At 66.3% G+C, this 13,094-nt stretch carries 13 protein-coding genes; 8 read left to right on the plus strand and 5 right to left on the minus strand.

Going from position 1 to position 13,094, the window contains the following annotated elements; all coding sequences use genetic code 11:
• On the minus strand, window positions 1-675 hold a 675-nt coding region (locus GORHZ_RS05285; protein WP_006331046.1), incomplete at its 3' end, for an aminotransferase class V-fold PLP-dependent enzyme.
• 117 nt (window positions 676-792) lie between these two features.
• Here GORHZ_RS05285 and GORHZ_RS05290 point away from each other — a divergent pair.
• The 3 genes from GORHZ_RS05290 to GORHZ_RS05300 are packed head-to-tail and all read left to right on the plus strand — an operon-like array spanning window position 793 to window position 4,002.
• Entirely contained in the window at window positions 793-1,458 is a 666-nt protein-coding gene (locus tag GORHZ_RS05290; protein ID WP_006331047.1) for a TetR/AcrR family transcriptional regulator, read from the plus strand.
• Window positions 1,442-2,356 (plus strand): ABC transporter ATP-binding protein, encoded by a 915-nt coding sequence (locus tag GORHZ_RS05295; protein WP_006331048.1) that lies wholly within the window; start codon window positions 1,442-1,444, stop codon window positions 2,354-2,356. The genes GORHZ_RS05290 and GORHZ_RS05295 overlap by 17 nt, the downstream gene beginning before the upstream one ends.
• Complete coding sequence (locus GORHZ_RS05300; RefSeq protein ID WP_006331049.1) at window positions 2,353-4,002, plus strand: ABC transporter permease; 1,650 nt, start codon at window positions 2,353-2,355, stop codon at window positions 4,000-4,002. Before GORHZ_RS05295 ends, GORHZ_RS05300 begins: the two co-directional genes overlap by 4 nt.
• 31 nt (window positions 4,003-4,033) lie before the next feature.
• On the opposite strand, the gene GORHZ_RS05305 is transcribed toward GORHZ_RS05300, so the two are convergent.
• Window positions 4,034-5,164 carry a citrate synthase 2 gene (locus GORHZ_RS05305; RefSeq protein ID WP_006331050.1) on the minus strand — a complete coding sequence of 377 codons (1,131 nt, stop codon included), beginning with the start codon at window positions 5,162-5,164 and terminating at the stop codon, window positions 4,034-4,036.
• Window positions 5,165-5,308: 144 nt separating this feature from the next.
• Between GORHZ_RS05305 and pdxH the strand changes: the two genes are divergently transcribed.
• On the plus strand, window positions 5,309-6,028 hold the full coding sequence (gene pdxH / locus GORHZ_RS05310; protein ID WP_051998762.1) for a pyridoxamine 5'-phosphate oxidase: 720 nt from the start codon (window positions 5,309-5,311) through the stop codon (window positions 6,026-6,028).
• A 1,322-nt stretch (window positions 6,029-7,350) separates the two neighbouring features.
• Here the strand turns inward: pdxH and GORHZ_RS05320 are convergent.
• Entirely contained in the window at window positions 7,351-7,830 is a 480-nt protein-coding gene (locus GORHZ_RS05320) for a hypothetical protein (RefSeq protein ID WP_006331054.1), read from the minus strand.
• 154 nt (window positions 7,831-7,984) lie between these two features.
• Window positions 7,985-8,497 (minus strand): YbaB/EbfC family nucleoid-associated protein, encoded by a 513-nt coding sequence (locus GORHZ_RS29400; protein WP_006331055.1) that lies wholly within the window; start codon window positions 8,495-8,497, stop codon window positions 7,985-7,987.
• Between the two features lie 385 nt (window positions 8,498-8,882).
• Here GORHZ_RS29400 and GORHZ_RS05330 point away from each other — a divergent pair, with 385 nt between their 5' ends.
• A complete protein-coding gene (locus GORHZ_RS05330) occupies window positions 8,883-9,659 on the plus strand; it encodes a hypothetical protein (protein ID WP_006331056.1) in 777 nt (258 codons plus the stop codon).
• 16 nt (window positions 9,660-9,675) lie between these two features.
• On the opposite strand, the gene GORHZ_RS05335 is transcribed toward GORHZ_RS05330, so the two are convergent.
• Window positions 9,676-10,473 carry an ESX secretion-associated protein EspG gene (locus GORHZ_RS05335; RefSeq protein ID WP_006331057.1) on the minus strand — a complete coding sequence of 266 codons (798 nt, stop codon included), beginning with the start codon at window positions 10,471-10,473 and terminating at the stop codon, window positions 9,676-9,678.
• A gap of 94 nt (window positions 10,474-10,567) precedes the next feature.
• On the opposite strand from GORHZ_RS05335, the gene GORHZ_RS05340 reads away from it, so the two are divergent.
• The 3 genes from GORHZ_RS05340 to GORHZ_RS05350 are packed head-to-tail and all read left to right on the plus strand — an operon-like array spanning window position 10,568 to window position 13,037.
• Window positions 10,568-11,884 carry a hypothetical protein gene (locus tag GORHZ_RS05340; RefSeq protein ID WP_006331061.1) on the plus strand — a complete coding sequence of 439 codons (1,317 nt, stop codon included), beginning with the start codon at window positions 10,568-10,570 and terminating at the stop codon, window positions 11,882-11,884.
• Entirely contained in the window at window positions 11,881-12,507 is a 627-nt protein-coding gene (locus GORHZ_RS05345) for a DUF3558 family protein (protein ID WP_083877194.1), read from the plus strand. Before GORHZ_RS05340 ends, GORHZ_RS05345 begins: the two co-directional genes overlap by 4 nt.
• Window positions 12,508-12,521: 14 nt before the next feature.
• A complete protein-coding gene (locus GORHZ_RS05350) occupies window positions 12,522-13,037 on the plus strand; it encodes a hypothetical protein (RefSeq protein ID WP_006331065.1) in 516 nt (171 codons plus the stop codon).
• The last annotated feature ends 57 nt before the right edge of the window (window positions 13,038-13,094 follow it).

Raw genomic sequence — 13,094 nt, forward strand, 5'->3', positions numbered from 1 at the left:
GCGCTCGAGGGCCTTCGGGCTCATCAGCGCGATCCAGATGCCACCGTCGGAGGCGAAGCACTTCTGCGGCGCAAAGTAGTAGACGTCGGCGTCGGCGGCGTTCACCGGCAGACCGCCGGCACCCGAGGTCGCGTCGATGGCGATCAACGCATCGTCGGACTCGGCGGGCCGGCACACCGGCACCGCGACGCCGGTGGAGGTCTCGTTGTGGGCCCAGCCGATCAGGTCGACGCCACCGAAGTCGTCGGCGGTCAGCGCGGCCGGGTCGGGTGCGGTGCCCGGGTCGGTGGAGACCACCCTCGGTGCATCCAGGAACGGGGCCTTCTTGGCGACGGTGGCGAACTTCGACGAGAACTCGCCGTAGGTCAGGTGCAGCGAGCGGCGCTTGATCAGGCCGAACGCGGCGGCATCCCAGAAGGCGGTGGTGCCGCCGTTGGACAGCACGACCTCGTAGCCGTCGGGGAGGGCGAACAGATCGGCGAGCCCGGCGCGGATCGAGCCGACGACATTCTTCACCGGGGCCTGACGATGGCTGGTGCCGAACACCGATGCGCCGGTGTCGACCAGGGACTGCAATTGTTCGGGGCGCACCTTGGACGGACCGCAGCCGAAGCGGCCGTCCGACGGCAGGAGCTCGGCGGGGATCGTGATCGGTGCGGTGGCGGTGTCACTCATAGCGCCAATTCTAGGGATGTGGTGCCCGCCACCTGGGGTGTGGTCCCGTCTGGGGCCACGGCGAGAGCGGCGGCAGGACCCTTGACCTCGGTTGAACATGTGTTTAATGTACTAAACATGCGTTTAACCGACGCTGACGACCGGACGACCCGCGCGCGTCTGCGTGACACCGCGATCGCGGTGTTCGCCCGCGACGGCTTCTCCGCGACGGTACGGACGATCGCCGAGGAGGCGTGCGTCAGTCCGGGCCTGGTCATCCACCACTTCGGCAGCAAGCAGAACCTGCGTGCCGAATGCGATGCCCACGTGCTGCAGCGCACCCGCGAGGTCAACGAGGCCAGTCTCGAAAGAACCCCCGGCGCACAACCTTTCGGCGGGATCGTGGCAAAGATGGACTCGATCGACGAGGACGGACCGCGCATCGTCTACCTCATCAGGAGTCTGCAGGCCGGCGGCGAGATGGCCCGCGAGTTGCTGGAGCGACTGGCCGAGGACGCCGAGACCACGTTTCGCCGCGGTGTGGAGGGAGGCACCATCCGGCCTTCGATCGACGAGACCGCGCGGGCCCGATACATGGTCGCGCAGTCGATGGGCGCACTGCTCGTCGACGTCGTGATGAATCCGCCCGACGACTGGTCGGATGCAGGCACCATCCTTTCGTCGTACGTCGATCGCGTGGTGGTCCCGGCGACGGAGGTCGCGGTGCACGGCGTGATGGCCGACGAGACATTGCTCGATGCAGTGCTGGACTATCGGGAGGCACACCATGACCACGGTGCATGAACCGGTGATCGAGATATCCGGTCTCCGTAAGAAGTTCGGATCCTTCGTGGCCCTCGACGGACTGGATCTGACGGTGCGGCAGGGCGAGGTTGCCGGATTCCTCGGACCCAACGGAGCCGGGAAATCCACCACCATCCGCATCCTGCTCGGCATGTATCGCCACGACGGCGGACAGGCCACGGTCTTCGGCGCCGATCCGATGGCCGACGCGGTCGCGATCCACCGCAGGCTGGCCTACGTCCCTGGTGATGTGAACCTGTGGCCGCAACTGTCGGGCGGCGAGTGCATCGATCTGCTGCTCTCGCTGCGCGGGGTGCGACGGGAATCGGCCACCCGCAAGGCCGAACTCATCGAGCGCTTCGAACTCGACCCCACCAAGAAGGCGTCCACCTACTCGAAGGGCAACCGGCAGAAGGTCGCTCTGGTCGCCGCACTCGCCGCACCGTGCGAACTGCTGTTGCTCGACGAGCCGACCGCCGGACTCGATCCCCTGATGACCCGCGAGTTCACCGAATGCGTGCGTGACGTCGCGGCCACCGGTGCCGCGGTGCTGCTGTCGAGCCACCTGCTCGCCGAGGTCGAGGCGTTGTGCGAGTCGGTCACGATCATCCGGGCCGGCAAGACGGTGCAGGCGGGTTCGCTCGCCGACCTGCGGCACCTGCGCAGGTCACGTGTGACCGCGACGATCCCGACGGGCGCCTCCGATCTCGCCGCCGTCGGAGGTGTGCATGACTTCGTCGTCGACGGCTCCGAGGTGACGTTCACCGTCGAGGATTCCGGGCTGCCGGCGGTGACGCAGGCGCTAGCGCGTCACGATGTGCGCGGGCTGGCGGTCGAGCCGCCGAGCCTCGAGGAACTGTTCCTGCACGCCTACGACAACGCGGCGGCGACCTCATGACGACTCTGCACAGCCCACCGTCGGCGCCGACCACCTCCCGGGACGGCTATCCGGCGCACTACTTCGCCGGCCTGACGACGCTGCTGCGGCTCGTCGCGCGTCGGGAGTGGAAGATCGGACTGATCACGCTGGCGGTGTTTCTTCTCATCAACCTGGCCACCGCCACCTCGATCAACTCGATGTACCCGACGCCGGAGAAACGGGTCTCGCTGCAGATGGGGCCAGGATCGAACGCGGCGTTCCGGTTCCTGCTCGGACCACTGCGCGACATCGACTCCGCGGCCGCGGTCACCGTGTGGCGCGCCGGGCTGTTCCTGGTCGCGGCGCTGGCCGTGTGCGCCGCGCTGATGGTGGTTCGCCAGACCCGCAAGGAGGAGGAACTCGGCCGCTCGGAACTGGTGCGGGCCGCTGCGACGGGGTCGCTGGCGTCGTTGGCGGCCGCGGTCATCGTCGCGGCCGTGTTCTGTGTCGTGGTGGCGCTCGGGGTTTCGCTGATGCTCCTTCCGCTTGGCGCCGGCGGGATCGACGTGGCGGCGGTGTTCATCCAGTACGTGTCGACGGGTTTGGCCGGGGTGGGCATTGCGGCGGTCGCCGCGCAGATCGCCACCACCTCCCATATCGCGAATCTGACGGCGAGCACCGTCGTGTTCATCGGATACGCGCTGCGCGGTGTCGCCGACGCGATCCATGGCTGGGACTGGCTGCGGTGGGTCTCGCCGATGGGCTGGGCAGAACTCATCGCGCCGTTCAACGGCAACCACGTCGGCTGGGCACTGCTGTCGCTGTCGGTGTGTGCCGCCGGTCTGATGATCGCGGGATGGGTGGTTGCCCATCGGGACATGGATGCAGGCCTGATCGCGCCGCGTCCGGGACCGGCGGAGACGGCCCGGCTGGGGTCGTTGCCGGCGGTGGCGCGACGACTCTCCGGTCCCATGCTCGCCTCCTGGGCGGGCGCCATCGTGGTCTACGCATCCGTCGTCGGGTTCATGCAGCCCTCCATCGATGACCTCGCCCGAGACAACCAGCAGATCATGAGCCTGATCGAGATGGCAGGCATCGACGCGACCCTCAGCGAGCTGTTCGGGACGACGATCATCGGGTTCCTTGCGGTCGCGGCGAGTGCCTGGGCGGTCAGCGTCGCCACCCGCCTGCGCGGCGAGGAGACCGAGTCGCGTGCCGAGTTCGTGTTGACCACCCCGACGTCGCGGGCGAGCTATTTCCTCACCTACGCGGGTGTGGCCGCGCTCGGGGTCGTCGTCGTGCTGGCGGCCGCTGCCGTCGGCATGGTGGTGGGCAACGGCATCGCCGGCGGCGGGTGGACGACCGCGGTCGCCAACACCGTCATCGCGGCCGCGGCGCAGATCCCCGCCGCGCTGGTCATCGCGACCTTCGCGGTGGCGCTGTACGGGCTCGCGCCGCGACTGGTCCCGGCCGGGTGGCTGATCGTGGTGGCGGCATTCCTGCTCGGTCCGTTGGCCGGGATGTTCGATCTCCCGCAGTGGGTCGACGACCTGTCGCCGTTCACACACACCCCGAAGGTGCCGGTCACGCCGATGGAGTGGACACCGGTCGCGGTGATGCTGGCGATCGCGGTCGTGTTCACCGCGGCGGGGCTGGTCGGCTTCCGGCGCCGCGACGTCGGCTGAACGCCGACCATGGACTCAGCCGACCATGGACTCAGAGGCCGGGCGCGGGCTTCACGTCACCCCAGCCGTCGACGTCCTCGGGACGGCGCGGTGCTGCACCGGTGTAGATGGCGGCCGGGCGCACCAGTTTGCCGAGCCGTTTCTGTTCGAGGATGTGGGCGCACCAGCCGGCGGTCCGGCCGCACGTGAACATCGCCGGCATCATGTGCGTCGGCACCTCGGCATAGTCGAGGATGACCGCGGCCCAGAACTCGACGTTGGTCTCGATCGCCCGGTCCGGGCGGCGTTCGCGCAGTTCGGTCAGGGCGGCCTGCTCGAGGGCGGCGGCGACCTCGTAGCGGGGGACGCCGAGCTCCTGGGCGGTGCGGCGCAGGACCCGGGCGCGCGGGTCCTCGGCGCGGTAGACGCGGTGGCCGAAGCCCATGAGCTTCTCCTTGCGGTCCAGGACGCCCTTGACGAGACCGCGGGCGTCTCCCGTGGTTTCGACCTCCTCGATCATCGGGAGGACGCGGGCGGGGGCACCGCCGTGCAGCGGGCCCGACATGGCACCGATCGCCCCCGAGAGGGATGCCGCCACGTCGGCGCCGGTGGAGGCGATCACCCGCGCGGTGAAGGTCGACGCATTCATGCCGTGCTCGGCGGCACTGACCCAGTAGGCGTCGATGGCGCGGATGTGCTTCGGATCCGGGTCGCCCTTCCATCGGGTCATGAAGCGGGCGGTGACGGTGTCGCATTCGTCGATAAGACTCTGCGGGACCGCGGGCTGGTGGATTCCGCGTGCCGACTGAGCGACGTAGGACAGTGCCATCACCGAGGCGCGGGCCAAGTTGGCGCGCGCGGTCGCGTCGTCGATGTCCAGGAGGGGCCGGTAGCCCCAGATCGGGGCGAGCATCGCCAACGCGGCCTGCACGTCGACCCTGACATCGCCGGTGTGGACGGGCAGCGGAAACGGCTCGGCCGGCGGCAGCCCGTCGCCGAAGCGGCCATCGACGAGTAGCGACCAGACGTCGGCGAAGGTCACGTGGTTCTCGACGAGGTCCTCGATGTCGACACCGCGAAAGCGCAGGTTGCCACCGTCCTTGTCGGGCTCGGCGATCTCGGTGGTGAACGCGACCACGCCTTCCAGACCGGACACGAAGTCATCGGGCACTGTGTTGGACATCGAGACCGCCTTACGTCGACACTGCGTCGTGTGTATCGCCTAGGACTCTAAAACAGGTGGGTCGACCGGGCATACCGGAGAGTAACCAGAGCGCGCGGAGTAGCCTTCTCGATCGTGTCCGAGGAACCTTTCGACCCCCCGAATATGCGCGTTGACCTCCCGAACATGCGCGTGGGCTATGGCGGGGGCATCCCGCCGAACATCGGCGAGGGCGATCGTGCCGCGGGCGCCGACGGGATCCGGGAGAATCTGGACCCGAGCTGGTTGCGCGGCGAGCCGCCGTGGCTGGATCTGTTCACCGTGTGGCTGCACGAGGCAGTCGACGCGCGGATCGCCGAACCCAACGCGATGGTGCTCGGCACGGTCGACGAACACGGGCACGCGGCGACCCGCACCGTGCTGTGCAAGGGGGTCGACGCCTCCGGTGTCGTGTTTTACACCGGCTACGACTCCGACAAGGGCCGCGACCTGGCCGCGCACCCCTACGCGTCGGTGACGTTCCCGTGGATCGGGTTGGAGCGGCAGGTGCACTTCCGCGGCCCGGTGAACCACGTGAGCATGGAGGAGACCGAGGCCTACTGGTACATGCGGCCGCGCGGTTCGCAGCTGTCGGCGTACGCGTCACAACAGTCGCGGCCGATCGGCAGCCGCACCGAGTTGGAAGCGCGGGCAGCGGCGGTGGCCGAGCAGTTCGGCGGCTTCGACGGCGGCGCCGAGGTCCCCGTCCCGGCGACCTGGGGTGGATATCGGCTGGTTCCCGACGTGGTCGAGTTCTGGCAGGGACGGGCCAACCGACTGCACAACCGGGTGCGGATCACCCGAGAGCCCGACGGCGGCTGGCGAGTGGAGCGATTGCAGCCGTAGCTTGTCGTGGGTGTGCCCCTGACAACCACGTGTGAGCTGGGCGTCGACGCCACATCGTTGATGGTGGCTTGCCGGCGTGAGGTTTCCGGGGGATGCAGCCGAGCGGCAGATCATCGACCGGATGGGTTGAACGGGAGGCTCAGTATCGATATGTGCAGGTTTCGGAGCCTGACCGAGCGGGTTCCCAGGGCGGCTGCCAGGCCGACGGCCAATGCGAGTTCCCCCGTTTTCGGCGCCCGGGACTCGGCCCATGATGTCGGAGCCATGACATCGATGCGGCCGTCGTTGTGACGGTGCACGGCAAGTGCCACAATCTCTTCCCGGATACCTCGATACGCATGCATGTACTCAGTTCGGGTTCGGCCATCGGCCACGAGGCGCAGAATGTGCCCGTGCCCGTCGTTGACCACGAACTGGTGAGGAATGGGTGTCAGCAGGCCGCGAACGACGTCGGTGAGGTATACGGGTGTCCCGTCAATCGTCAGACGCAGGTGAGTCGGGTCGAAGGTTCCGATTGGTGCGTGGTCGGTCTGCTGCTCGCCGACACGATCGATCTCGACCGTCGGCACTATCGCCACAGACGCGGAACCCGGCACCACTGCGGCGCTGCTCGACGATCACCTCTCCGCATGCTGGAAGGTGAACCGACATCGTCGGTCCTACTGAGCTCGCCCGACCAAGCTTTCCCCGGTAGGTCTCGAAATCCTGCGGCCGCACGTCCGGCGTCGGTCGGAGCAGCGGCGATTCTAAGCCGAGTTCCGTCGCGATATCCGGACGACACCTCCAAAGGCAACGGCCGATCTCACTCTGGAGGCTGGGCCTGACGAAGACGGCCGGATCGATTGCGACGGTCTGGCGGTGTTCCGGGTCGCGAAAGGGTCTGCCGATTCGGCGGAGCGGGAAGGGGAAGTGTCGCCACCAAGGCGACTGCAATCACCGCGAGTGTCATCAGCACCTGCAATGGTGGGTCTTTGGCTACTGCGGTGACTGCGTACATCGACACGTAGATCAGAGTGAGTCCTACGAGTACTGCGCGGAGCACTCTTCCTCCTTGGCTGAGCTGTGTCTCGGCGAGCCACTCGTCAGGCTCGGCCTCGTCAACCGGTGTCACGTTCTGTTGCGGTGGTGGGGAACTCGTCGCGATCGGTAGTCCGTGACAGTGCCGCTCCAGAACCCTCAAGAGGGCGGCATATTGGACGGACTCGAGGAAAGTGGCCACGTCGATGCGTATGAGCGCAGGTTGTGCGTCGGCATGGTCGGTCCACACGCCGACGAACCGCCACCGCCCACGTCGCGGGAGTATCCAACCATCGCCGATGATCTCACTCGGTTGACGTTGTCATCAGATCGCGTGGGGACGCTTCGGCGTTGGTATCCCGGAATGCGGGTGGTGCCCAACGGACACCCTCCCAGGGGAGGAACCGTGTCACGTTTGGGGTGTCGAGGATGATCCCGGATTCGGTCATGACGACATGCCGGCCCAGATGACGTAGACGGTCAATCGGGATTCGGATGACCTTGGCGACTTTGGGCGATTCGCCGTTGACGGCGAGGACCCCCGCGAACGCCACTATCCACGCCATGAACATCCCGCCGAGGGTGAGACCAGATATTTCGCCGGCAAAGAACCCGAGGAACATGAAGAAACTCATGACTGCCATCACCGCGAAGACGTAGGTCATCGGGAACCCCCGGCGGGGCTGCATGTAGGCGGCGGCCAGCCACCCGTCAGACGGGATGGTGTATCCGCTTTGCACGCGTGCGTCGGTTCGCACGATCTCGGCGATCGGGGAAGTGCTCACAACGCCAGTGTGGTCGGATAGCCGGGCATTGTCGTCTGCAGCGCCTGTGGCAGACGCAATGGGCTCGCCGCGATCTGATGCACTCCGCGGTTCGATCACCCCGAACAACGCTCCGACGGAATCCCGGAGCAGTACCGTCCCGCCGATCGGCAGATCAACTCGCTCCGCCAGTCGGGTGGCGCCCAGTGATTCCGCGTGACGCACCGCAGTTGCCAGGTCCTCGACCTGAAAATAGATGCGCCAGTGGGCGTTTGCGTTCGCTGAGACAACTCCGGCCAGCAGTGTGCTTGCGCGCGCGAATACTCGGTAGGTGCCGTGCTCCCCGGAGATGGTGATCCTTCGCGCTCGGGAGTGCGTTCTGGTGGGCGTTGATCGGTGCCCAGACCTCGGTCATCTTCTGGTCGACCTCGGCCGCGGCTTTTTGGGCGGCTTCTGTGATCACGGTGCCGAGCGTGTGGCTGGTGACCTGGGTCAGGGTGTCGTCGTCGACCAGTACCTCGGTGATGATGCCGCGCGCGTTGACCGAGACGGTGATGCGGCCGTCGAGACCGGTCGCGGTCGCCGTCAGCGTCAATGCCTTTTGCTGAGCGACCGTGATGTCGCCGATGAGTTTGTTCAGATCGCCCATCAACGTGTCGACGTCGTCGGCGTTGCACGGAAATTCCACCCCTGACCCCCCTCTGCTCCCCGGTGTCGACGGTACCAACCCAGGCTCACGAGACTCGAATCGTGGAACCTGTGGTCAGCGGGAATGCGGTGGCAGGTTCGCGGAAATTCATTCGCTGACATGACACCGGCGGCGCCGGGTGGACGGCCCGCTGGGGGAGTTTTGGCGTGCGAGCTGGCACGACGCCGGCACGCTGGTGATGAGGGGTTGATGTGCTCGCGTCGGAGCTGAAGACTTCCGACGTAGAATCTCGCTCGCAACTGTCCAGGGGGCGGACAGATCCTCGTCGGCGACCTCGCGCGCAGGACCGAGATCTCGGAACGAGGTCTCGGAACGAGGTCTCGGTCTCACGAGGGGCGTGGGGAATCACATTGAAGGGGCCACGATGACGAGCATCGACACCGTCGGAGAACTGTGCGAGCGGGGACTCGCAGCCGAGATGGCCGGTCGGTTCGACGACGCGGCGCAGTGCTATCAGCGAGCCTGCGACAGTGCCGTGTCGGTGTTCGACCGGTGTCTGGCTGCGCATTACCGTGCCCGGTCGGCTGCGGACAGCGCTGAACGTGTGCAGTGGACACGTTTGAGCGTCGAACTCGCCGCCGAACTGGCGGAGGTCGGGGATGAGCGCGTCTACGCGTTGCTCCCGACACTGCAAATCGCTTATGCCGGTGCGCTGTTGGTGTCTGGAGCGGCGGAGGCCGCCCGGCAGGTCTACCTTCTCGCGGCCGATGCCGTGGAGAACCTCCACCTCGATCCGAACCGGGCGATGGTGCTGCACTGCACGATCTATGAGGGACTGTCGGCCACCGGTTTCGTCCCGCAGGGGGCGTCGTCGGAGTTCTTCGAGTTGGTGTCGTCGCTGAAATCGGCCGACTCCTGGGGGCCGCTCGCGGTGATTCTCGGCGCGTACATACAGAACTCGGGCACGGATGAGGCCGCCGCGAGATTTGTGCTGACGCTGCGAGAGCTATACGCGGCCGGGTTGTTGAACGGGCGGGATCAAGAGGTGCTCGGGCGCGCGATCACCTCGGCGCGCGCGCAGCTCGAGGGCGAAGGACAAGCTGACGGGCAAGGCACTGGTCCGGATTCGGTCACCGAGGGCGACGATTCGGGGATCGACCCGTTCGGGACCGGAAGCCCGAACGTCGCATTCAGGATCTGAGCGCGGCCGGTCCGGGTCAGCCGTCGGCGAAGGAGTCGCGCTGCTCTCGGACGACCTGCACTGACTTGGCGATGCACCGGTCGACCTCACGCCGCAGCCGTGCGCGATCGGCCGGAACGGCCGACGTGCCGTCGCCCTGCAGGATCAAGTACTGGCCGTCGCCGGCCTTGTGCTCCCAGTGCACGTGGTAACACTTCTCGTCGTAGCCCCAGTCGGTGAGACGAAACGGCGTTACCTGCACGAACGCCGAGAACTCGGTCGCTGCGTGCCGGAAGGCCGAAGCGGCGCCGTCGGAATCCTGGTCATTTCGCGACAGGATGCTGCCGGTTCGCGTCTTCTGGGTGTCGGTGGGTGCCTCGAGTTGGACCTCGCCGAGACCTCCGGCGGCTCTCTCGGGAGTGAAGCCCAGCATCGCGGTGCCGAGGTGCGTTGCGTCGGTCTGATAAATGACAATGTCGGTTGCCTGTGTGGGGCCCGATTTCTGGACCGCGACGAAGCCGTCGTCTCGCTGCCGGACCGCATTGATCCTGATACTCGACGTGACCGCGTCGTCGTTGACGAAGACTCCGTAGAGCTGTGCGCTGATGTCGGGATGCATCGACGTTTGAATCCAACGGGTCAGGTGCACAGGCGGATTCGTCTGTAGCGCTTCGAGAATCACCGCTTCCTGACGCGCCAGTTCGTCCCCGTCACGGGCATCGATCTGGGCGATGAACGGGTATGGCATCGTGTCGAGCCCGTAGGCCTGGCAGAACACCCGAACGGTCAATGAATCCACCCGGCCCACTGGTCGGAGATCATTGTCGCTGGTCATCGCCGAGCCCCCTTCTCGCCTGGCCGTCAGACCTTGGGTAGTCTAGCGGCGTGCTGATGCGCGCCGGCGGGGCGGCGTGCGTAAGGGGGGTGCGATGTGTCTTGGGCATGAGTACGAGAACCCTTTTGCCAAGTTCGACCCAGAAGATCCGAGCACGCTGGGCAGCGCACCGCAATTGAAGCGGGACCGCGCCCCACAATCCACCGGTGAGAACGACATGCCGGCCATCTCGACGGAACCGTGGTCGAATCGCGGCTTCTATTCAGAATATTCGCAGATCGCGGACCCGCTGCACACAATGAACGAGGGGCTTGTTCACACGGTTGCGCAGAATTGGTCAACCATCGCGGCTACCCTGCAGGTCCAACACGGCGCGTTCTCTGACGCTATTGCCAGGGTCACTCATTGGAAGGGTGAGGGTTCCGAGGCGGCGCAACAAGCCATGGCGACCTACGCGGTGGCGTTGGTTGACCTGCACGAGCAGACGCGGTTCATGAGTGAAGTGATGCAGAACGCCGCCAACGTCATCAACGTGTCCAAGAACAGCATTCCCACGACCAGTGAGGTCAATTCCAGACTGGCCGATGCCGGCGCGACGTATGCGCAGCGGGACAGCGCCAAGCAACAGCTGCTCGATTGGGCAGCAAAGCAGATGGAGACCGTTTACGACAAGGGAGTGCGTCAGGTGGCGACGGCGGCTCCGATGTTCGGGGCGCCGACGAGTCGTGGTGGGTCCGGCATGCCGTCCGTATCCGGTGGCGGCGGAGGAGGCATCACCGGTGGCGGTGGTGGCGGGGTCAGCATGCCCAGCGGCGGAGCGGCCACCCTTCCCTCGTTGATGAAGCAGAGCACCACGCCAACGACACCCGAGGTTGCCACGCCCGGCGCCACGACGACGGCGCCGGCGGGTCTGACATCGGGGTTGCAGCAGGCGGCGGGGCTCGGTTCGTCCGCGGCCAACCAGGCGCAGAGTGCCGTGGACAAACTGAAGTCGCTGGGGAATGGTCCGCTGACGACTCCGGCGGGACTCCACGCACTGGATGCTTTGAAGAAGGGCATGCCCGGCGGTATTGCCGGCCTCCTCAAAGGCGGTGGTGGCGGGGGAGGCGCCGGCAAGGGCGGCGCGTCGCTGGGCAAACTAGGTGGTGCGCTCAGGGGATTGTCGGAGTTGGAGAAGGCCGCGTTGACGCGTGGCGCCAAGGCCGTTGCGGACCTCGAGCGGTCGGCGTTGTCGGCGGCGCGCGGGGCATCGCCCACGGCGGCGGGTCCGATGGGCGGCGGTGGTGGACGTGGCGCCGGTGGTGAGGACAAAGAGCACAAGGCAAACAAGTTCTTGCGGACCACAGCCAATGGTGAGGAATTGGTGGGTGCTCCGCCGGCGGTGACGGCTGCGGTGATCAAGGAAGCATGAGGATTGAGTTCGTGGTGAGGCGGATGGCGCGGTTGCGTGCGACGGGAGCGGTGGCCGCAGCGGTCGCGATCGGGTTTGTGACGGTGGCGGGTTGTTCGTCGGATTCCGACAGTGATTCTTCTGCGGCGTCATCGGTGCCGTCGACGTCGGTGGTGATCACCGGTCCTGAAGGGACTGCGACGGTGCAGAATCCGGCGCCGTATCTGTCGTTGTGGGATCCGTGTTCGTTGCCGAAGTCGGTGCCGGATTCGGTTGCGTTGCAGGACGATCCTGGCGTCAGCCAACTGGATCCGTGGCAGTTCTGCGAGTACCAACGCGTGGGTGATAACCCTGGTGACGCATCGTATGGGATCAGCGTCGGGGTCACGACACAGCCGTACGACGAGGTGAGCCGCAACCCCGCATACTCGAATGTCCGCCCGACGAGGGTCGGCGACGGGCATCCAGCATTCATCGCCGACCGCGCCGGTGTGGGTTCGGGGCCGGGAATGGGAATCGGGTGGGGAACCTCGTATGGGACGGTCACCGTGGATATCAGCCCCTTGGGCGGCTCGGATCCCTTCGATGTGCAGCCGATCCTGGAGAAGTTCGTCGGGGCTGCGTACCCGTACGTGCCGAAGTAGAAAGGTGAATCGACATGGGTGATATGAGCGAGGGCGTGAATCTCTCGGATGTACGCGCCGCTATTACGTCGGCGGGCCAAGCCCTGGAGTTCTCGGAAGACGCGCTCACTCCTGCAGTTCGGGCCTGCACAGACCTCATCAACGTCCTGGCAAATATTCAGGTCAAAGTGCAGAGTCTGCAGAATGTCCACGGGATGGAAGGTTTTGGGTCGTCCCGGATGTTGGCGACCGGCCTTGGAGCTCGAGCCGACATGGACGCGGGCCACTTCGGCCAGGCACTCGAGGAACACCTTCAGACCGTTCGGGAACTTCGAGCGGCGATCGAACAAGCCGGTAAGCGCTACGTCGAAGCCGAGGGCGGCAACGCCGCCGATCTGACGTTTTCGCACGATCCCTCCGACAAGGGGAAGCTCCCGCCGCTGCTTGATCCGTCCCAGCGCGTTGCGGACCAACAGGCACCGTCGCCGTCACCGATTTCGCCGTTCAGTCCCGTCTATATTCCCGGGTTGGGAATCTTCACCGGGAGCTGAGCACCGGGCGTCGGTCCTCGGGCCGCACGGCCTCCGACCCAGATCCTTACCTCGACT

Origin of the sequence: Gordonia rhizosphera NBRC 16068, from assembly GCF_000298195.1 — a bacterium.
Lineage (GTDB): Bacteria > Actinomycetota > Actinomycetes > Mycobacteriales > Mycobacteriaceae > Gordonia > Gordonia rhizosphera.